This is a genomic window from Rhizobium sp. S163, from assembly GCF_030380805.1.
Lineage (GTDB): Bacteria > Pseudomonadota > Alphaproteobacteria > Rhizobiales > Rhizobiaceae > Rhizobium.
In genome coordinates, this window is record NZ_JAUDSA010000003.1 from 272856 (window position 1) to 294051 (window position 21196).

Annotated in this window: 19 protein-coding genes and 1 tRNA gene; 13 read left to right on the top strand and 7 right to left on the bottom strand. The window is 61.1% G+C overall.

Annotation, left to right across the window (positions count from 1 at the left end):
* Positions 1–20 precede the first annotated feature (20 nt).
* The 6 genes from QTL96_RS01470 to QTL96_RS01495 all read right to left on the bottom strand — a co-directional run bounded on the left by QTL96_RS01470 (position 21) and on the right by QTL96_RS01495 (position 6015).
* On the bottom strand, positions 21–434 hold the full coding sequence (locus QTL96_RS01470; RefSeq protein ID WP_289726418.1) for an ACT domain-containing protein: 414 nt from the start codon (positions 432–434) through the stop codon (positions 21–23).
* Positions 435–546: 112 nt separating this feature from the next.
* Positions 547–1770, bottom strand: a complete 1224-nt coding sequence (gene glp / locus QTL96_RS01475; RefSeq protein ID WP_289726419.1) for a gephyrin-like molybdotransferase Glp — start codon at positions 1768–1770, stop codon at positions 547–549.
* Positions 1767–2267, bottom strand: a complete 501-nt coding sequence (gene moaC / locus QTL96_RS01480; RefSeq protein ID WP_289726420.1) for a cyclic pyranopterin monophosphate synthase MoaC — start codon at positions 2265–2267, stop codon at positions 1767–1769. The genes glp and moaC overlap by 4 nt, the downstream gene beginning before the upstream one ends.
* A 1-nt stretch (position 2268) precedes the next feature.
* Positions 2269–3081 (bottom strand): indole-3-glycerol phosphate synthase TrpC, encoded by an 813-nt coding sequence (trpC, locus tag QTL96_RS01485; protein ID WP_289726421.1) that lies wholly within the window; start codon positions 3079–3081, stop codon positions 2269–2271.
* 9 nt (positions 3082–3090) lie between these two features.
* The gene (gene trpD, locus QTL96_RS01490) at positions 3091–4107 is read right to left on the bottom strand and encodes an anthranilate phosphoribosyltransferase (protein ID WP_113011787.1); all 1017 of its coding nucleotides are present in this window, start codon (positions 4105–4107) and stop codon (positions 3091–3093) included.
* Between the two features lie 15 nt (positions 4108–4122).
* Positions 4123–6015: a peptidylprolyl isomerase gene (locus QTL96_RS01495; protein ID WP_289726422.1), complete on the bottom strand. Its 1893-nt coding sequence runs from the start codon at positions 6013–6015 to the stop codon at positions 4123–4125.
* Between the two features lie 218 nt (positions 6016–6233).
* On the opposite strand from QTL96_RS01495, the gene QTL96_RS01500 reads away from it, so the two are divergent.
* The 7 genes from QTL96_RS01500 to QTL96_RS01530 all read left to right on the top strand — a co-directional run bounded on the left by QTL96_RS01500 (position 6234) and on the right by QTL96_RS01530 (position 11532).
* On the top strand, positions 6234–6515 hold the full coding sequence (locus QTL96_RS01500) for a hypothetical protein (RefSeq protein ID WP_112945598.1): 282 nt from the start codon (positions 6234–6236) through the stop codon (positions 6513–6515).
* Between the two features lie 692 nt (positions 6516–7207).
* Positions 7208–7414 (top strand): hypothetical protein, encoded by a 207-nt coding sequence (locus QTL96_RS01505; protein ID WP_018899881.1) that lies wholly within the window; start codon positions 7208–7210, stop codon positions 7412–7414.
* A gap of 184 nt (positions 7415–7598) precedes the next feature.
* A tRNA-Ser gene (locus QTL96_RS01510) sits at positions 7599–7688 on the top strand.
* Positions 7689–7817: 129 nt separating this feature from the next.
* A complete protein-coding gene (locus tag QTL96_RS01515) occupies positions 7818–8402 on the top strand; it encodes a dual specificity protein phosphatase family protein (RefSeq protein ID WP_162725271.1) in 585 nt (194 codons plus the stop codon).
* 133 nt (positions 8403–8535) lie between these two features.
* Complete coding sequence (locus QTL96_RS01520; protein ID WP_289726423.1) at positions 8536–10215, top strand: phosphoethanolamine--lipid A transferase; 1680 nt, start codon at positions 8536–8538, stop codon at positions 10213–10215.
* Between the two features lie 235 nt (positions 10216–10450).
* On the top strand, positions 10451–11080 hold the full coding sequence (locus QTL96_RS01525; protein WP_289727149.1) for a dual specificity protein phosphatase family protein: 630 nt from the start codon (positions 10451–10453) through the stop codon (positions 11078–11080).
* 20 nt (positions 11081–11100) lie between these two features.
* Positions 11101–11532, top strand: coding sequence for a response regulator (locus QTL96_RS01530; RefSeq protein WP_289726424.1), 432 nt, complete (start codon positions 11101–11103; stop codon positions 11530–11532).
* Here QTL96_RS01530 and QTL96_RS01535 read toward each other — a convergent pair.
* Positions 11478–13127, bottom strand: coding sequence for a phosphoethanolamine--lipid A transferase (locus QTL96_RS01535; protein ID WP_289726425.1), 1650 nt, complete (start codon positions 13125–13127; stop codon positions 11478–11480). The two genes, QTL96_RS01530 and QTL96_RS01535, sit on opposite strands and share 55 nt — an antisense overlap.
* A gap of 307 nt (positions 13128–13434) precedes the next feature.
* Here QTL96_RS01535 and QTL96_RS01540 point away from each other — a divergent pair, with 307 nt between their 5' ends.
* The 6 genes from QTL96_RS01540 to QTL96_RS01565 all read left to right on the top strand — a co-directional run bounded on the left by QTL96_RS01540 (position 13435) and on the right by QTL96_RS01565 (position 21166).
* Complete coding sequence (locus tag QTL96_RS01540; protein ID WP_289726426.1) at positions 13435–14733, top strand: tetratricopeptide repeat-containing protein; 1299 nt, start codon at positions 13435–13437, stop codon at positions 14731–14733.
* Positions 14734–14768: 35 nt separating this feature from the next.
* Positions 14769–16298 carry a hypothetical protein gene (locus tag QTL96_RS01545; protein WP_289726427.1) on the top strand — a complete coding sequence of 510 codons (1530 nt, stop codon included), beginning with the start codon at positions 14769–14771 and terminating at the stop codon, positions 16296–16298.
* A complete protein-coding gene (locus QTL96_RS01550) occupies positions 16298–17767 on the top strand; it encodes a pyridoxal-dependent decarboxylase (protein ID WP_289726428.1) in 1470 nt (489 codons plus the stop codon). Before QTL96_RS01545 ends, QTL96_RS01550 begins: the two co-directional genes overlap by 1 nt.
* 153 nt (positions 17768–17920) lie before the next feature.
* The gene (locus QTL96_RS01555) at positions 17921–18583 is read left to right on the top strand and encodes a porin family protein (protein WP_113011794.1); all 663 of its coding nucleotides are present in this window, start codon (positions 17921–17923) and stop codon (positions 18581–18583) included.
* Between the two features lie 228 nt (positions 18584–18811).
* Positions 18812–19912, top strand: a complete 1101-nt coding sequence (locus QTL96_RS01560; protein WP_289726429.1) for a septal ring lytic transglycosylase RlpA family protein — start codon at positions 18812–18814, stop codon at positions 19910–19912.
* Between the two features lie 42 nt (positions 19913–19954).
* On the top strand, positions 19955–21166 hold the full coding sequence (locus QTL96_RS01565; protein WP_289726430.1) for a D-alanyl-D-alanine carboxypeptidase family protein: 1212 nt from the start codon (positions 19955–19957) through the stop codon (positions 21164–21166).
* The last annotated feature ends 30 nt before the right edge of the window (positions 21167–21196 follow it).

Below are 21196 nucleotides of genomic sequence, written 5' to 3' on the forward strand. Positions count from 1 at the left end.
CAATTCCAGGCGCTCCAACGTCAGCCCGCCGCAGCCTGCAGGTCCAGCAGCACCCGCATGGCCTCTTCGGCGTCGGCCGTTGGGACGAATACATGGTCGTGATGATAGGCGGCGACCATGTTGCAGGAAATGTTGTGATTGGCGAGCGCGGTTGCAACGGCGGCCGTCAGCCCGACGCCCTCAAGCGATGAGAACACAGTGAGCGTGATCCGTCGCATCGGGAGAGTGTTGTCGAATCCCAGCCGCTGAGCGTCGCCGAGCGCCAGTATCAAGGACACGCCTTCGTCTTCGCGAAACCAGCCGAGCGACAAAGGCACAGCCTGCACGGCTAGTTGCTCGTCCTCGGTCATGCAAAACACATAGTCTTTGGCATCAAGGCTCGGCGTCATGCCACGCAGCATGGCCTTCGTATCGCGAACCGGCTGGGTGGTCATGATCAAGCTCTCCGGCTGTGAGTGACGATGCATGAAGTGTGGAACACGCACGCTATCCGCACAAGTCACCATAACAACAGCAATTAGTCGGCAGGTGCGCCCGGTCGAGCGTTTAGCCGAGCAGCTCCGGGCGAATCAGCATCACTTCGCACGCTTCTCCGGCCGCAAGCTCGGGCATGTGCGGCGGCCGTATGATCAGGCAGTCGGCTTCCGCGAAGATCTTCATCATCGACGAATCCTGCTTGCCGAATGGCTCGACCCGCAAAACGCCCGTTGGCGAACGCACCGCTCTTGCCCTGACGTAATCCTGCCGCTGGTCGTTCGCCTTCATGCTGATGGCAGCTTCGGCCGTAGCGCTCCGCTTGACTGGAGGTAGGGACGCGAGCTTGCGGATCAGCGGTTCGAGAAACAGCAGGCCGCAAACGAGGCTGGAAACCGGATTGCCCGGAAGACCGAGCACATGCGTATCGCCGAAACTGCCCACCATAAGCGGCTTCCCCGGTCGCATCGCGATCCGCCAGAAATCGAGCTCCATGCCCGCGGCAAGCAGCGTTGCCTGCACGAGATCGTGGTCCCCAACGGACGCGCCGCCCAGTGTCACGATCACGTCCGCCTTGGCTTCCTGTGCTCTCTCGACGGCGGCAGTGATTGCAGCCTTGTCGTCGGCAACGATACCGAGATCGAGCACCTCGGCGCCTGCCTTACGTGCGAGTGCCGCAATTCCGAACGTGCTGGAAGCGATGATCTGCGAGGGGCCGGGCTGTTGTCCTGGCGTCACCAGTTCGTCGCCGGTGGCAAGCAGCGCCACCAGAGGCTTGCGCCGGACATCGAGCGTCGCGTGGTTCATGCCAGCGGCAACGGTCAGTCGCGAGAAATCGATCACCGTGCCCGCCATCAGCACCGGCTCGCCCTCACGAAAGTCCTGCCCGTGCGGACGCACATGCTGGCCTGGCCGAACCGGAAAGGTCGTGCGGATGCCGCCTTCGGTCTTCTCAGCATCTTCCTGCAGCAACACGCTGTCGGCGCCCTCGGGAACTGGTGCGCCGGTGAAGATCCGCACGGTCTCGCCGGCGCCGATCGTGCCGTCAAAGGCGTGTCCTGCGGACGACGTCCCGATTATCAGTAGTTCGCTGCCGGGCTCAAGCGCATCCTCGCCGCGCAGCGCATAGCCGTCCATCGCCGATGAATTGAAGGGCGGCTGTGTCAGGCGCGCGGTGACATCGGTCGCGAGAACGCGTCCTTCGGCCTCGGCGAGGGAGACGGTTTCGGGCACCATAATGGGCTTTGCACGCGACAGCAGGCGTTCCTGCGCTTCGGCAACGGGAAGCATGCTCATTTCGCATGCTCCGGATGCCGGAAATCGCCCGACTTCCCGCCCGATTTCTCAAGCAGCCGGATGCCGCTGATCTCCATCGCCTTGTCGGCCGCCTTGGCCATGTCGTAGATCGTCAGGCATGCGACCGAGACGGCCGTCAGCGCTTCCATCTCGACGCCTGTCTTGCCGGTGAGCTTGGCGGTCGCGGTGACGCGCAGGCCGGGCAGGGCGCTGTCCTTGGTAATCTCGACGGAAACCTTCGTCAGCATCAGCGGATGGCAGAGCGGGATGAGATTGCTGGTCTGCTTGGCGGCCATGATGCCGGCGAGCCGCGCCGTGCCGATGACATCGCCCTTCTTGGCGTTACCCTCGAGGATCAGCCGAAGCGTCGCCGGTGCCATCTTCACATGGCCCTCAGCGGTGGCGATACGGGTGGTCTCGGCCTTGTCGCTGACATCGACCATATGCGCCTCGCCGGCCGCGTCGATATGGGTCAGGCCGGCTTTCTCGCCACTCATCTTATTCGGCCGCCAGCGATGCCTGGCCGAACAGCAGCGCCTGCGTGGCCGCCGTCACATCGTCCTTGCGCATCAGGCTCTCGCCGACGAGGAAGGTGTTGATGCCGAAAGCCTGCAGCCGCTTGCAATCCTCATGCGTGAAGATGCCGCTTTCGCCGACCAGCAGCCGGTCATCCGGCACCATCGCCGACAGTTCCTCGCTGACCGTGAGGCTGACCTCGAAGGTTCTGAGGTTGCGGTTGTTGATCCCGACCAGCGGGGACGAGAGCTTCAGCGCCCGTTCCATCTCTTCGGCGTCATGCACTTCGACGAGCACATCCATACCGAGCCCGAAGGCCTCGTCCTGCAAACGTTCTGCATCGTCGTCGGAGAGCGAGGCCATGATCAGCAGAATGCAATCGGCGCCCCAGGCACGGGCTTCCTGCACCTGATAGGTCTCGAACATGAAATCCTTGCGCAGAGCCGGCAGCTTGCAGGCTGCGCGGGCCGCCATCAGGAACTCGGGCGCGCCCTGAAAGCTCGGCGTATCCGTGAGCACGGACAGGCACGCGGCGCTGCCAAGCTCATAGGCCTTTGCCAGAGCCGGCGGATCGAAATCAGGACGGATCAGTCCCTTGGACGGGCTTGCCTTCTTGATCTCGGCGATCAGACCGAACTGGCCCGCATCACGCTTGGAGACCAGCGCCTTGTGGAAACCGCGCGGCGCGGTCTGGTCCTGCTGCATCGCCTTCAGATCCGCGAGCGAAACCTTGGCCTTCGCCGCTGCTATCTCTTCGCGCTTGTAGAGTTCGATCTTCTGCAGAATGTCGGTCATGTCGCAATCCTAGTCCAGGTCGTTGGATACGGCGACAAGTTTGTCGAGCGCACCCGCGGTGGCGCCGCTGTCGAGCGACTGGGCGGCCAGCCGCATGCCGTCGTGCAGAGTCTCAGCCTTGCCGGCGATGACGAGCGAGGCGGCGGCGTTGGCAAGCGCGATATCGCGATAGGCGTTCTTCGCACCGCTCAGCACATCGCGCAGCGCAGCCGCGTTGACCACGCCGTCGCCGCCCTTGATCGCCTGGAGCTCGACCGTATCGACGCCGAAATCGGACGGCGACAGCTCGAAGCTTTTGATCTTGCCGTTCTCGAGTGCTGCGACGCTGGTCTTGCCCGTCGTGGTGATCTCGTCAAGGCCATTGCCGTGCACGACCCAGACGCTCTCGGAACCGAGATCGCGCATGACTTCGGCGATCGGCATGACGAGCTGCGGCGAGTAGACGCCGAGCAGCTGGCGGCGAACGCCGGCCGGATTGGAGAGCGGGCCGAGAACGTTGAAGATCGTGCGCGTGCCGAGTTCGACACGCGACGGGCCGACATGGCGCATGGCCGAATGGTGCTGCTGCGCGAACATGAAGCCGACGCCGGCCTCGCGAATGCAGCGCGAGATGACCTCAGGCGTCACGTCGAGCTTGACGCCCAGCGCGGCAAGGCTGTCCGCCGCCCCGGACTTGGAACTCAAAGCGCGGTTGCCGTGCTTGGCGACCGGTACGCCGGCGCCGGCGACGATCAGAGCCGCCAGCGTCGAGATGTTGTAGGTGCCGCTGGCGTCACCGCCGGTGCCGACGATGTCGATGGCATCGGCTGGCGCTTCCACCGTCAGCATCTTCGAGCGCATGGTGGTGACGGCGCCGACGATCTCGTCGACCGTCTCGCCGCGAACGCGCAGCGCCATCAGAAAGCCGCCGATCTGCGAAGGCGTGGCCTGGCCGGACATCAGGATGTCGAAGGCCTCGCGGGCCTCCTCACGTGTCAGAGGTTCGCGGCTTGCGGCCTTCGCCAGGAGGGGCTTCAGATCGGTCATGCGTTCATCTTCCCCTTAGCGCGAGGCTGCCTGTTCGGCGAGCTGCTGGTTGATCGACACGCCATACTGCGTCTGCAGCAGGGAGACCATCTGGTCCAGGATGTCGTCACCGGCGGCGTTGGCGATCGCGTTGATCTGCTGGTCCTGGTTGGCAAGCACGTCACCGGTCGGCTCGGTGTTGACTTCCGTTACCTTCATCAGGATCTGTGTCGTCGGATCGGCGCCGATAGCGGTCGCGATCGTGTCGACCGGACCGGAGAAGGAGGCGTTGACGCCACCGGTGCCAAGAACCACGTCGTCCATGCCGCGGGTGATGCCGCTCTTGCTCTCGACCTGAATGCCGAGCGGTGCGGCGATGTCAGCGAGCGAGGTACCCTTCTGGGCCTGCTGCTTCAGCTCATCCGCCTTCTTGGCGAGCTCCGTCTTCTGCTGTTCGGCGGTCCAGTCGGCGACAGCCTTGTCGTGAACCTCGGCAAGCGGGCGGTCGCGCTCGGGCGTGACGTCGCCGAGAGCAAACCAGAGGTAACCATCCGTACCGATCGAGAGCGACGGGATGTCAGCGCCAGCTTCGGCACGGAACACCGCGCCCAGCACCTGCTGCTTCTCCGGGATGTCCTTGACCTCATTGCCAGCCTTGTCGAGGCCCGTTGCATCGACGGCGTCGATGGTCACGGCCTTGAGCTTCAGCTGCGTGGCGATCTGGTCGAGCGTCGAGCCGGCGCTGCGCAGGTCTTCGATCTGATCGTGAACGGTGATCATCTGCTGCGATGCATTGGCGACGGCGAGCTGCTTGCGCAGGTCTTCCTTGACCTCGTCGAAGCTCTTCGCGCTCTCAGGCTTGATGTTGGTGATGCGCAGGATGACCGGGCCGAAGCTGCCCTCGACGACAGGCGAGGTGCCGCCGTTGCGGGAAACCGCGAAGGCCGCGTCGGCAACGGACTGATCGGGAACCTTGTCCTTGGTGAATTCGCCGAGCATGACGTCGTTGGCGGTCTTGCCCTGGTCGGTCACCAGCTGGTCGAAGGTCGTGCCGGTCTTGAGCGCATTGGCGGCAGCGTTGGCGAGGTCCTTGTTCTGGAAGGTCAGCTGCTCGATCGTGCGGCTTTCCGGCGTACGATAGGCATCCTTGCGCTTCTCGAAGTCCTCGCGGATCTGATCATCAGTCACTGTTCCGGCGTCGGCGATGTCGGCCGGCTGCAGTTTCAGATAGGTGAACTTGCGATACTCGGGAGCGCGATAGCGCGCCTTGGCACCTTCGAACCACTTGGCGAGAACATCGTCAGCCGGCGCCTTGATCGGCTCGATATTGGCGTTCGTCAGCAGCAGATAATCGATGCCGCGGCTTTCCTGGCGGTAGAGCTTCAGCGAATCGACCAACGTCTTCGGCGGCGTGAAGCCGTTCGAGATCGCATCGACGATCTGGCTGCGAACCGCGACCTTGCTGCGCTCCTTGATATAGTCGTCCTCGCGAATGCCGGCGTTGCGCAGGCGCGAGGTAAACAACGAACGGTCGAACTGGCCGTTGACGGCCTTGAACGCCGGATCCTCACCGATCAGCTGGGCGAGACGATCCTCGGAGAGGCCGAGCCCCATGTCGGCGGCGAGCTGGTCAAGCGAAGCGCCGGCCACCAGCTGCGAGATCACCTGCTGCTCGACGCCGAAGGCGCGGGCCTGATCGGGCGTCAGGCGCATGCCGAACTGCTGGCTGAGGTTGGAGACCTGGCGCTGATAGGCGAGGCGGAACTCGTTGACGTCGACCTGCTGGTCACCGACCGTAACCACGGTCGTGCTGGTGCTGCCGGTCAGCAGGGAGTGTGACACACCCCAAATGCCGAAAGAGGCGACCAGGAGCAGCATCAGGAGCTTCGCCGCCCAGGTACGGGCAGCTCTACGCAGAAGATCGAACATCGAAACGCAAACCTCGCATTACATTCGCCCGTTCGCGGGCAAAGCATTGGACGTTCCTTAGAGCAAACGCATCAGGAATTGAAGGGTTATCGCGCGAAAACATCTGCGCTATACCAGCCGTGTTTCGCGACGCCGATCGAAGACAAAAGATGCTCTCTTGCGGAACCTTTGACGGCGCTATTTCGTTGAGCAGCATCCCGAAGAAACAGGAGCAAACAATGGCCGACATGAAAACCGCCTCCGCACAGTCCACAGCAGCGCGCGTCAAGGCGGAGATTGCAACGGATGATCTGTCCGCGCAGGTCGCCGCATTGCGGGAAGATCTGGCGCGCCTGTCCGAAAGTGTTGTCGCGCTGGGGCAGGGTGCAAAGACCGCCGTTGCAGATGAGGCCTCAGTTTTGACCGAACGCGTCCGCGACAAGGTCCGTGCAGAGCCGATCCTCGCGATCGCGGTGACCGCCGGCGTGGCATACCTGTTTGGCCTGATGAGCCGCCGATAGAATTTCTCGATCGAGATGGAAAGGGCCGGGCTGTGGAGCTCGGCCCTTTTTGCATTCGCTTTTCGGCGCGCCAGGTCGGCAAACGGGCCGCTCGCGAAAACTGTGCTTTGGTTGGCCGATCGTCTTGCCCATACGTCCGTCATGAGGCGGGAAATCACGGAAATGTGAAATACAACTAGCGGGGGATTTTTATCCAATTACTCGACACATTGTGGAGTGATTGGGAGTGGCGCACGGCTTGATGGGCGCAGGTCGCCCGTATGATGATCCATTTTGGTTGGAGCGTTGTTCTGGCATCGCTTTATGGTTTAGGTAAAATCAACCTTTAGAAGAATTTAGAAAAATACATAAAGTCAAAATATCTTTGAATATAAATGTGGAAATCTGGTGTCTATATGATCTGATCTGCGTCAAATAATACTAACCCAAACTTTGATGGCGGGATTGCTGTTATTGGTTTGTTTTGGCGACCTCGAAGTATGTTTCATCATTTTCAATGATATATCGCCAACTATCGAACATATTTATCACCCCTGTGATGGCGCTTTCGGTAGGGTTGTATGGCTGATCGCTTTAGGCGAGTGTCGTTGAAAAACCTCATCCGTCGGCAAAATTTAGGTTTTGATCAGCAATCTCTTGCTCAACCTGCAATCTATGTCATGGTACAGCCTTGGACATGAGGGGTAACAGAGATGATCAATCTTCAGTCAGCTCGCAGTGACACCAACCACGACCAGCGTTTGCTCGATTGCCGCGCCGACGTGGAACCGGCGCTCCACCAGATTATCCGTGAAGCGCAGAAGAACGGCTGGGCGGCGGCCGAGGTGGCCATGGCGATTGCCGATGCCGCCGATGATTACATTCTTCTGCTGGCAAACCGCAAAACCACCGCGCACTGATCGCCTTTTCCTTCGCTCATCCGACGTCTTAGCTCGTGCTCCCGCTTCATAATGCGAGAACACGGCGCGAAGACGCGGCCGGGCTGGTTGACGGTGCCGACGAAGCAGCTTAAAGCCTTCGAAACCTGATTTGGTGACACCCAAGCTGCGCGCTTTTGCTGCCGGGCCATCAGATTGGTGCGCTGGATGGGTGGCCGAGTGGTTTAAGGCAACGGTCTTGAAAACCGTCGTGCGGGGAACCGTACCGTGGGTTCGAATCCCACCCCATCCGCCATTTTCGGCAAATTATCGAACTAAACCGGCTGAGCCCACTACGGACAGATATTCGCTGTGCGCCGCTCTTCAGGTGGCCGTCAGCCTCAGCGATCAAACTCCCTGCGTACTTCGATCATTGAGGTTTGCAGTGAAGAGTTTTTTTGCCAATCGTGGAAAGATGTTGCGATCCGTTGCCGCTGGTGTGCTGCTCGCCGGCGCGCTGTTTGGCGGCTATATCGGTTATCTGCAGCTGAGCGGAAACTTCCATCGCGTGGTCAGGGACCAGCTGTACCGGTCAGCGCAGCTGTCCCCGGCGCAGCTGGAGAAGCATGTTCGCGACCACGGTATCAAGACGATCATCAATCTGCGCGGCGAGAACGTGAATGCGCAGTGGTACAATGCGGAGATCGAGACGGCGCAACAGCTTGGCGTCGAACATATCGACTTTGCCATGTCGTCTGGAACCGTACTTACGCCGGAGCGCGCCGATGAGCTCGTTGCGATCATGAAGGCCGCGCCCAAGCCGATCCTTATCCATTGCCAGAGCGGCGCCGACCGCACCGGCTTGGTATCGGTGATCTATAGCCAGCAGATCGCCGGCGTCAGAGAGGATGTCGCCGAGCGCCAGCTTTCCGTTCGCTACGGCCACGTCGCCATCCCGCACATTTCATCCGTCTATGCGATGGACGTCAGCTGGGACCGTCTGGAAACACATTATGGCATCAAAGGCTGAGGCGCGAATAGCTGTGGGCTGAGACGCGCTTTCAGGCTTGTGTCAGAAAAGGCAGGCATCCCGTCAACGATAGGCGGGATTTGGCCATCGTTTTCCGATGGGGTCCCGCGGCATGTATTGCGGAGACACCGAATTGAACGACAGTAAATCCCGAGGCGCGTCGCGCTTCTTTCGACCTGAAATCGGAAGCGTGACGCTCTGCCTGTTGACGACCGCCTATCTGCTGATCGTCACAAACCGCACGTTCTGGTCGAAGGCATTTGGATATTTTGCCGCGGATCGTTTCGGTTTCACGATCTTCGTGATCGGCATCGCGGCGGCAAGCATGGGTGTTGTCACCTTCTTTTCCGCGAAATACATCACCAAGCCCTTCCTGATCTTCATCGTGATCGCGGCATCGGCCGCCTCCTGGTTCACGGATTCCTTCGGCGTGATTGTCGACAAGGAGATGATCCGCAATGCAGCTGTGTCGACCGGCGCCGAAGCCGGGCACCTGGTTACGCCTCGCTTTGCCATGCACATACTGCTGACGGGCATCATTCCGTCGCTGCTGATCCTCTGGGTTCGTATTCGTCACCGGCCTATTCTAAAGAAGCTCGCGCACAACACTGCGGTCATCCTGGCATGCGCTGCAGTCTTCGCAGCGATTGGAATTGGCGACTATCGCACCTTCGCCGGCGTCGGGCGCGCTCACAAGGATCTGCTCGACACGCTCAATCCCTTCGTTCCGATCACCAGTGCTCTTCGCTTCGCGATCTCCTCCGGCCAGGATGCAAACATCGTCGCCCAGCCGCTGGGCACGGACGCACATCGCGTCAACACCGCCGGCACGACGAAGCCGCGTGTGCTGATTGTCGTCGCAGGCGAGACGGCGCGCGCGCAGGACTTTTCGCTCGGCGGTTATGAGCGCGACACCAATCCGGAGCTGGCCAAGCAGAACGTCGTCTATTTCCCCAACACCAGCAGCTGCGGAACCGCCACAGCCATCTCGATCCCATGCCTGTTCTCGGTCTACCCGAGAGCGGCCTATACGCATCGAAAGGCACTCGAGACGGAGAACGTTCTCGACGTCCTCGGCCATGCCAACGTGTCTGTCTCCTGGCTCGACAATGATACCGGCAGCTACCATGTCACCGACCGGGTACCGTATCAGTTCCTTCCCGACACCGCCGATCCCCGTTTCTGCAAGGATGGCGAATGCCTGGATGCGATCCTGCTCGACAAGATGGATGCGTGGCTGGACCAGGTGCAAGGCGATAGCGTGCTTGTGCTGCACCAGCTCGGCAGCCACGGCCCGGCATATTACGCTCGCTACCCGGAAGAATACCGTCGCTTCCAGCCGGATTGCCGCGCCAACGACTTCGGAAGCTGCTCGCCGGAGGAAATCCGCAACGCCTACGACAACACCATCCTTTATACGGATCACATCGTGTCGGCGGTTATCGACAAGATGAAGCAGCGCGCGGACAAGATGGCGGCGTCCGTCGTCTACTTTTCCGACCACGGTGAATCCCTTGGCGAGAATGGTCTTTATCTGCACGGCACGCCTTATGTCGTTGCTCCCATCCAGCAAACCCATGTGCCCTTCGTCGTCTGGCTGTCCGATGATCTGCAGGCCTCGGCCGGCTATGACACGGCGTGCCTTGCCGCAAACGCCAACAAGCCGACCTCGCACGACAATGTCTTCCATAGCGTGCTCGGTCTGATGGATGTCTCCACGAAGGTCTACGATCCGGCGCTTGATGTCTTCTCCGGCTGCCGCAAGGCCGCTGCGCACGTCGCCAGCGCGAAGGTGTCTGCAGGCGTGAACTGATAGCAGATATGAAATAGGGGAGGCCGGGGCGCCCGCTCCGGCCTCTTTTGTTGCGAAAATAATGTAGCCGGCTATCATCCGATGATCGTCAAGCGTTGCGGGACGCAGCGTGAGTAGAGTCCGCTGTCGCAATATTGTCATTCTCGCTTCAGGCTAGTGTCAGCAGCCCCCAGCATAGAGTGTATCTCTCGATTGTTTCTTGGAGATACTCTTGCGCGCACTGAAACGACTTCGCATTCCACGTGCGGCTAAGGTTGCTGGCGGCCTTGTTCTTTTCGCTGGTCTGACCCTCGGTGGATACGCCGGCTATCTCCAATTGACCGGAAATTTTCATACTGTCATAGCCGGGCAACTTTATCGCTCCGCCCAGCCGTCGCCGTCACAGCTCGAGCGCTATATCCGCGACAACGGCATCAAGACCGTCATCAACCTGCGCGGCAATTCCGGATACGCGAAGTGGTGGTCGGAGGAGGTCGCGGTATCGGAGCGGCTGGGCGTCGAACATGTCGATTTCCCGATGTCCGCTTCGAAGATTCTTACCGCCGAAAAGGCCGATCGCCTCGTTGTCATCATGCGCGACGCGCCGAAGCCTATCCTGATCCATTGCCTCTCCGGCGCCGACCGGACGGGGCTGGCCTCGGTGCTCTACAGCCAGCAGATCGCCAATGTCACGGAGGACGTCGCCGAGCGTCAGCTGTCCTTCGCCTTCGGTCATGTCGGCATCCCGCATCTGTCATCCGCCTATGCGATGGATCGAAGCTGGAGCAATTTCGAAAAGCGCCACGGGCTCGATAAGGCTGAGCAGGCTCTACCGGTCCGCGACGCTCAGCTCGAGAGCGATCCGGTCAACGGCGGCGCTGGTTAGGCGTCGAAGGGCAAGCAGCTATGAATGTCCTGCTGGTCGAAGATAACGCGGTGCTCGGCGATGCCGTCTGTGACCACGTCAACGCCCACGGACATTCGGTCGAATGGTGCCTGACGCTTGCGGATGCGACGCGCGCTGCCGACAGCGGCGAGTATGGCCTCGTCCTGCTCGATCTGCGCCTTCCCGATGGAAATGGCCTGTCGCTGCTTCGCCGGTTGCGTGGCCGCAGCAACAATGTGCCGATCATCATTCTGACCGCACACGATCAGGTATCCGACCAGATCGAGGGCTTCAACTGTGGTGCCACGGATTATCTGGTCAAGCCGTTCGGCCTGCCGGACCTCGACCGCCGTATGCAAGCAGTGACCGTGCTCAACGCGCCAATTAGAGCCTTTCCTCAAGCGCCTTTGCTAGGCATGCAGCCGGCGAACACGTCGAGTTTCGGGTCGTAGGCGCTCGTGGTGACGTTCATCATTCCCAGGACGCTGTGAAAGAGGTTGTCGTGAGAGGTCGGCTGTGCGCGCCGCCGCGCCACGCATTCCATGTCCACGCCCATCGATTTCCGGAAGTCCGGGTCGAGCCACACGAGAAACGGCACATGCGTCTGTTCGTCAGGCGCGAAGATGTAGGGCGTCCCGTGCAGATAGAGACCGTTTTCGCCGAGCGATTCGCCGTGGTCGGACATGTAGATCATCCCGGCCGCAATCTTGTCGCTGCGGGCCTTCAGCTTGTCGATGATGCCGGACAGGAAGTGATCTGTGTAGAGAATGGTGTTGTCGTAGGCGTTGACGATGTCGGCATCCTTGCAATTGCCAAGCTCGGCCGTCTGGCATTCGGGCGTGAATTTCCGAAACGCCTGCGGATATCGCAAATAGTAGGCCGGTCCGTGGCTTCCCATTTGGTGAAGAACCAGCACACTGTCCTTCTTCACATTGGCCAGCCATTCGTCGAACTTGTCGAGAAAGATACCGTCCTGGCATTCGCCGTCGCTGCAGTAGCGAGCGTCGGTGGACTTTGCGAGGTCGATATAGGTGATCCGATCGGCGACGCCCTTGCTGCCCGTGTTGTTGTCGAACCATGCCGTGTCGATCCCTGCATGGGCGAGCACATCCATCAGCCCCTCGTTGGCGAGGCCCTTGGCGTGATCGAAATTGTCCCGCGTGAACTGGGAAAACATGCAGGGGATCGACGTTGCTGTCGCCGTGCCGCAACTCGTGGCATTCGGGAAATAGATAATGTCCTGCTTCTCAAGTTCCGGATTGGTGTCGCGATGATAGCCGCCGAGCGAGAAGTTCATCGCGCGCGCGGTTTCTCCGGCGATGATGATCGTCACGCGCGGTTTGTCGGTGGTGCCCGCGGGCGTCGCGACCTTCGCATCCAGTCCAAGCGGTGCGACCACCAGCCTGGCCTCCTCTCCCGTCTGGACGAAGTACTTCGCGGTGCTGACGATCGGGACGATGGGGTTGAGGCTCTTCAACATATCGCGATGCTGCCGAATGGCCGCCGTATAGGTTTTCGAATAGGTGAGGGCCGCAACGGCAAAGACCGCTAAACAGGCTATGACGGTCAGGCTGTTCCACATGAGCTTTTGCAGGATCGGGCGATGAACCACGCGCACCCATAGGACCAGCGCGATAGGGATAACGCCATACAACAACGCGTGCAGCAGTAGACCGGGCGTGATCAGATGTTGCGCCTCCGCCGGCGTCGTCTGCATCGCGTTGCGGATCATGTCGCTGTCGAGGATGACACCGAAGGAATCCGTGAACCACGCCGCCATCGCCGCCGCGATGATCAGGAAGATCAGCACCGGCTTGATCACATATTTCGCGGAGAGCAGCGTGATCGCGCCGATGAACAGCATGGCGATCGCGATATAGAGCGCGACAACGGCACCCGGCTCGAAGCCGAGATAGGCATGCACCTTCTTCCAGAAAGTGAAGTTGGTGAAGAAGACGAGATAAAGGCCGACGATGGCGGACAGGGTGACGCTGCCGATGCGTGGACGCGCCAGCAGGGATTTACGCACGTCGCTTTTCTCTGTCATGCCGATACTTCTCGAGGTCGCTTGCACATCGCGGCGGCTTGGCCGACCTCGTCCCGCCGCCAGCCCGTAAGTGCTGCACAACCCTGACATCAGCCTGAATTTCCAAGACAATCGTGATGGCGTCGGCGCGTGTGCGCCGACAAACGACCGGTGGTCGCGGCGTATGGCGCCGAGACGTGGTCCGCTCAAAACAGCAAGGCCCACGCAAGCAACCGGGCACACAAGTGAGCTCGAATATTTGCAAACCGGTGATAGCGCGGCGAGTCACGCCGCAGTCGATCAGGCCGGTTCAATGGAGTTGATGCCCGTGAAAACTGCCGCCGCCCAGATCCACGAATTTGAAGACTTGCACGCGATAGCGGGCAAGGCGGCGATCGTTCGCACGGTCTATGAGGGCAAGGACATTTCGCCTTATTGGGATGCGCTAATGGCGCGGGTATCCGCCGATGTCTCCGATGCGGGCGCCTTCATGGACCTCGCGATCATCCTGCAAACTCTCGGCAAGAGCCAGGAAGCCGCCATTACCCAGAAGGGCGCGCTGGAGATGAGCCGCAAGTATCATATTCGCAATGGCAGCGGCGCTGGCCTTCGCGTCCTCGTGATCGCCACCCGCGGCGACTTCATGGCCAATACGCCGATCGAATTCCTGCTCGAGAGCTCAGATGCGAATATCTTTCTCCACTATGTCGATGAGCTGACGCCGCACCTGGACGACGTGCCCGAGCATGACGTGGCCTTCGTCGCCGTCGGCGAGTCGCCCGAAAATCTGGCCGTGCTGGAAAACCTCGAGCGACTGCTGGCAAGCTGGACCGGCCCGATCGTAAACAATGCGCCGCGCCGGGTCATCGATCTGTCGCGCGAGGGCGTGGCCGGAGCCTTCCGCAACGAACCCGCCATTCTTGCTCCGTTGACGACGCGGATTGCCCGGCAGACGCTTGTTGATCTCTCAGCGGAGTTGCTCTCGATCAACTTGATCGACGGACTGACATCCTTCCCGATCATCCTTCGCCCGATCGGCACCCACGCCGGTCACGGAATGGAAAAGATCGGCTCTGCCGATGCGATTGCCGCTTATCTCACCAGCCGCCCGGAAGCCGAGTTCTACATTGCTCCGTTCGTCGACTACAGCGACGAGGACGGCAAGTTTCGCAAGCAACGCATCGCGGTCATCGATGGCAAGCCCTATGCGAGCCACCTGGCGATCTCCGATCACTGGATGGTGCACTACCTCAGCGCCGGGATGGCGGAGCATGCCGAGCGGCGGCTTGAGGAAGCGTCGTGGATGGCGAATTTCGAGGCTGATTTCGCCGTGCGGCACGCCGATGCGTTTGCAGCGCTGCACCGCCGCCTCGGCCTCGATTACTTCGCGATCGATTGCGCCGAGCTGTCGGACGGTCGCCTGCTGCTGTTTGAAGCAGACGTGGCGATGATCGTCCATTCGATGGATTCCGAGACCGTCTTTCCCTACAAGAAGCAGTCGATGGCAACCCTGTTTGCCGCATTCGAAGATGCGCTGGCCGGCCGCACGCGGGACGGTAAGCCTCTGCGAGGCCAGGCACATGGCTCCAATCAGGCAGGTGTCGTGTCGCTTGTAGAAGCGCTGTGATCGCAGCTTCGAGGACCTCCAGATCCGGAGATGACATGTTCGCTATCAGGACGATGGCCGCCCTCGTTCCTGATTACCGGCACAAGCTGGACGCGGCCAGTATCGACCACACGCTGTCGCTTCTGTTCGCGGCCGGCGGCGATAGCCGTATCTGGCCGGATGCAGCAACCGGCCGCAATCGATACGGAACCCGCACCACTGCGGCCAAGGACGAGATTTCCTTCGCGTCCACAACCGCGAGCAACGTCTCGCCGCAGGGCTTCACCGCTGCCAGCCACCAGCTGAAGCGGCTGTTCGGCGTCGATGGCGCCACCACTGTCGCCGTCGACGAATGGTTCGCAGAGATACGCAGCCGTATCGGCAGCAACATTGGATGCGGCGAGAGCGGCATCGTGCTTGCCGCATCCGGAACCGACGTGGAACTTCTCGCGCTCGGCCTGATGCTTTCGCTGTCGCCACGCCCGATCACCAACATCCTGATCGCCCCTGAGGAAACCGGCAGCGGCGTACCCCGCGCTGCCTCAGGCCGCCATTTCTCGGACGTCACGGCGCTGGGCCACGCCGTGAGAGCGGGCGAGATGCTCGCCGGCATTACCGCCGATCGCGTCGAAGTGCAGACGGTGGCGATCCGCAACGCGACGGGCCAGGCGCGAAACCCCGATGATGTCGACGCCGACGTCATATCGCTTGTCGAGGACGCGCTGAAACGCGACAGGGATGTCCTCGTCCATGTTCTGGATACCTCCAAGACGGGCCTGACCGGGGTCTCGCGACAGGCTGCCCATCACATTTCGGGGCGCGCGCCCGGACGTGTTCGCGTTCTTGTCGATGCCTGCCAGTTTCGCTGCAGCGCCGCCACGCTCGAAAGGGATATCGCCGACGGCTTTCTCGTCGCGGTCACCGGCTCAAAGTTCCTCGCCGGACCGCCCTTCGCGGGTGCGCTCGCCATACCGCCGGCACTTGTCGAGGAACTTGCTACGAAGCAGGCATTTGCGCCGGGGCTTTCCGATTACACGGCCCTCCATGATTGGCCGGCGCGTCTGCGCGGCGGTCATGATCAGCAATTCGGATCACACTTCAATCTCGGGCTGGGCCTCAGGTGGACAGCTGCGCTTGAGCAACTGGAGCCCTTGGCCGCAATCGACACCGCCGTTCAGCGTCGCATCAAGCAGGCCTTCATCGACCTTGTGCGCGCCCGCGCCGAGCATATTGAAGGCGTCTTGATCCATCCCGACGACGAAGGTGACCATATCGTCGATCGCGCCATCTTCCCCTTGACCATGACCGACGACAACAATGGCTTCGCGTCCCTTGCGCAAGCGCAGAAGATTCATCTGGCATTGCGTGAAAGCGATGTTGGACCGGTCTGCCACGTCGGGCAGGCGGTCAATCTCGGTGCCCGCACGATCCTCAGGGTCGCGGCCTCGGCGATCGATATCAACGCCGTGTCCGACAGACTGGCCGGCGGCGACACCATGGAGAATGCAATGCGGCCGATCGCCGACGATCTCGACATCCTGTTCGAGAAATGGGCCACCGTCTCAAGGGCTGATCGAGGGCCCTGATGTCACTGATTGCGAAAACGGACGCACCGGCGGGCTCGGATCTGGAGAAGTCGACGAGCCTCGACCCCACGGACTGGCAGGCGTTTCGCGAAGCAGCGCACCGCATGCTCGACGACACCATCGATCATATCGCCAATGTCAGGCAAAAACCGGTCTGGCAGCAGATGCCGTCGGATACGCGCGCCAGGTTTGCCCGTGCGCTACCGGACGATCCCCGTGCGCTCGACGATGTGCTCGACGATGTCCGTACGCATGTCTTTCCCCACGCCACCGGCAATCTGCATCCGCTGTTCATGGGCTGGGTGCATGGGGCTGGCACACCCGTCGGCATGGTCGCGGAGATGGTCGCTGCCGGCTTGAACATGAATTGCGGTGGCCGCGATCATGTCGGTATCGAGGTCGAAAAGCAGATCGCCTTATGGATGGCGCAAGTGCTTGGCTATCCCTCATCGGCAAGCGGCCTTTTCGTCACCGGCTCGTCGATGGCCAATTTCCTGGCACTGACCATCGCCCGCACCGAGGCCCTGAGCCAAAGCGTGCGGCGGGACGGATTGCGCAAGGCCGACCGACAGTTGGTCGCCTACACATCCTCGCAGGCGCATGTCTGCATCGCGCAGGCCATGGAGCTGTCCGGCATCGGCTCGGCGAACCTGAGATCTGTCGCGGTCGACGAAGCCGGCCGGATGAGCGTCGAGGCGCTGGCCGTAGCGATCGCGCAAGACCGCGCGCAGGGCTCGCTCCCGTTTCTCGTGGTCGGCACGGCGGGCACGGTGAACACCGGTGCGATCGATCCTCTCCTGGAGATATCCAAGGTCGCCGAAGCGGAAAACATCTGGTTCCACGTCGATGGGGCCATCGGCGCGCTTGCCATGCTGTCACCCGAGATGCGTCAGCTGTTTTCGGGCATCGAGCGGTCGGCGTCGATCGCGCTCGACTTCCACAAATGGGGCCACGTGCCCTATGACGCCGGCTTCCTGCTGGTTCGCGACAGCGCCGCGCACAAGCGCGCATTCGCCCAACCCGCCGCATATTTGCAACGGTCGGGCAGGGGACTTGCCGCCGGCGAGACATGGCCTTGCGATCTGGGCCCCGATCTGTCGAGAGGCTTCCGGGCGCTGAAGACCTGGATGACGATCGAAACGCTCGGAACGGAGCGGATGGGCAATGCCATCGCGCGCACCTGCGAACTCGCCCGCTATCTCGCCGCAAGTCTGGCGCGCGATCCGCGCTTCGAGGTAAAGGCCCCGGTTGGCCTCAACATCGTCTGCTTCGGCATTCGCGGTGCCGACGATGGCTTCATTCGCGATATCGTGCTTGATCTTCACGAGCAGGGACTGGCCGTCCCGTCCTGGACGACGTTGCAGGGCAAGCTTGTCGTGCGCTGCGCGATCGTCAATCACCGCACGACCAGCGAGGATATCGACGTCTTTCTCAAGACCTTGACGGATTACCTCGACCGGTCTCCGTGAGCGTGAGACGCGGCGTCGCAACAAGTGTTGCCATTCAGGCGCTGTTGTCCTCCAGACACTACGCAGCAAATGAATCAGACGAGCGGCGCTACTGAAATAGCCCTGTTACAAATGGCGGCGAATATCCCGGCCATCGCAACCCGGGGACCATTCATGCGCCGCGCATTTCGCCTCTCCACATACGCACTCGTTACCGCTGCCTGTCTCTACGCTCCGGCAAAGGCCGAGGATTTGCAGTTCTCCGCCTATGGTGGCTACCAGACGGCACCGCATAGCGGCGTGGATGTCTCCGACGGCACGCATTTCAATGCCGGCTGGGAAGGCAAGTCCTTCGGCTCGCCGCCCTATTATGGCGCGCGCGTCACTTGGTGGCTTGAGAATTTCAATCATCCCAATCTCGGCTTCTCCCTCGATTATACCCACGCCAAGGTCTATGCAGACGAAAAGACGCTGGCGACATCCGGCTGGTCGCATTTCGAATTCACCGATGGCCTGAACCTTCTGACCGCCAACGCGCTCTATCGCTTCCCGATCGAAGGCCAGCGCTGGACGCCATATATCGGCGCCGGCGTCGGCATCAACGTCCCGCATGTCGAAGTGACGCGCCCCCAGGGGACGACCTTCGATTACGAGTTCGGCGGCGTGACGTTCCAGGCTCAAGCCGGCGTGGATTTCCGCATCACCGATCGCTGGTCGACCTTCGTCGAGTACAAGGGAAATTACTCCCGCGTGAACGTGCCGATCGACAGCGGCGACAATCTCAAGACCAACATCATCACCAACGCCGTTAACGTTGGTGTCTCGTTTCACTTCTGACAGCCGATTGATAGCAGCTCAAGACCGCCATGGATGTGCCGGATCGCTTCATTAATTTAGCGATCCATTAACCATATTCATTAGAATTGTCTCTATCTCGGCGAAAGCTTTCGCAAATTCGCCGCGAAGGTCGCATGATTAAAGTCTCGTTAGGTTGATGGCGGTACGGCTTGTTTTGCCTGAATAGGCGGACTTTGAGCCATAACGGTCTTGAGCGGCGTGGGACATATGAGACGAGACTTCGGAGCGGCGGCACTTGCGACACCAGTGCGGTGGGTAGGCTTGTCGCTTATCTGTGCGACAGTGACCGCTTGCGGAACGGCACCCACGACGACGGCCAAGCGCACGCACGGCAAGGAGTATTTTGCCGAGTCGGAATATGGCGTCAAGGCAAGCCCGCGCGTGGCAAGCGGCAACAATATTCCGAAGGGCGGCGGTCGCTACATCGTCGGCAATCCCTATGTGGTGAAGGGCAAGACCTATTACCCGAAGGAAGATTTCTCCTACAACAAGGTCGGCATCGCATCCTGGTACGGCTCGGCTTTTCATGGTCGCCTGACAGCCAATGGCGAAGTCTACGACCAGATGCACATTTCCGCCGCGCATCCGACATTCCCGCTGCCGAGCTATGCGCGCGTCACCAACGTCGAAAACGGCTCATCCATCATCGTGCGCGTCAACGACCGCGGCCCTTATCACGAAGGTCGCATCATCGACCTGTCGAACAAGACCGCAGACCTGCTCGATCTCCAGCACAGCGGCACCGGCAATGTGCGCGTTCAGTATGTCGGCAAGGCTCGAATGGATGGTCACGACATGCCGTATCTGATGGCCTCCTACGTGCCGAAGGGCAGCCGTATTCCCGGCGTCTATCCGGGCGAGGGGCAGATCGCCACCGGCGTCATGGTTGCCTCCAACAGCAAGCGCATCACGCGCGACGAGATCCAGAGCTTCGGTGGCTTCACGCCGCCTGCGGCCGATAGCGTACCGGTTCCGCGCTCCGCGACCTCCTACGCCGGCTCGACCCCGAGCGCGCCTTACAATGCTGCTCCGATCCCAACGCCGCTGCGTGCGCCATCCTTCGATAATGCCGCACCCGCGTCGTTCGGCGAGATGGTCGTGCTGCCTGAGATCGGACCCTATCCCTACGAGCGCCCCTATGGCTGGCAGCAGGGATCGATGGCCATGGGCTATCAGGAAGAGGGCGTAAACACCGTGACGGTCGATCTCGCCTTCGACGCGGTCATGGTTCGCAATGACGGCTTGACCGAAGACAGCATCCTGGCATCATTCAAGCGTCAGAAGGCAGCGAAGGCTGCACTGAAGTAAGTGTTTCCGAGGTCATTCGGGACCGGATCGATGAGGGTTTCGATGCTGAAACATATGCTTCGTCTCTGTGTCTGCCTGTTGCCGCTGGCTCAGGTCGTTTCGACCAATGCCGTAGCTGCGCCCGCCGACACCAATCAGTCGTTCGTCACCAAGGCCGCACAAGCCTATATGGTCGAAGCGTCGACCGGCACGGTGCTGCTTGCCAAGAACGAACACCAGACCTTCTCGCCGGCCTCGCTTGCCAAGCTGATGACGGTGGAGCTCGTCTTCGATGCGCTGACAAGCAAGCAGATCACGCTCGATACCCAGTATCCCGTCTCCGAATTTGCCTGGCGCACCGGCGGCGCGCCGTCGCGCACCGCGACCATGTTCGCGGCGCTGAAGTCCAACGTGCGGGTCGAAGATCTCGTGCGCGGCATTGCCATCCAGGGCGCCAATGACAGCTGCATCATTCTTGCCGAAGGCATGAGCGGCGGTGAGCCGGCTTTCGCCGAAAGCATGACGCGACGCGCAAAGACGCTCGGCATGCAACACTCGCTCTTCGCCAACTCCACCGGACTTCCCGATGGCAAGAGCAAGACCACAGCTTATGACATGGTCGCGCTCGCGGAGCGCCTTCAAGAGGGATACCCGACCTATTATCCCTATTTCGCCCAACCCGATTTCGAGTGGAACAAGATCTTCCAGCGTAACCGCAACCCGCTGCTCGGCTTCGGTCTCGGCGTCGATGGGCTGGCGACCGGCTTTGCCGAAGGCGAGGGCTATTCAATCGTAGCGTCGGCCGAGCGCAACGGCCGCCGCTTGTTCATGACGCTCGGCGGCATCGCCTCCGACAAGGAGCGCACCGAGGAAGCCAAGCGTGTGCTCGAGTGGGGCCTCAGCGCCTTCGAAATCCGCCAGCTTTTCGCGGAAAACGAGGTCATCGGCACCGCGAGCGTTTACGGCGGTGCATCGCGCAGCGTCGAGCTCGTCGCCAAAAGCCCGATCAGCGTCTACATCCCCGTCAACAATCCCGACCGGCTTGCCGCCCGCATCGTCTATCACTGGCCGCTACCGGCGCCGGTCGAAGCGGACCGCGAAGTCGGCACGCTGCGACTTTTCACCGGCAGCAGGCTGCTGCGCGAAGTGCCGCTCTACACAAAGGCGGCGGTCGAGGAGGGCACTCTCAGCAGCCGCGCGGTCGATGCCGTGCTGGAACTCGGCGAAACGCTGCTGTTTTCCTGGCTCTGGGATAAGCCCGCCGAGCCCACATGATCGCCATAGTCGCGTTTCACCTTGTGACAA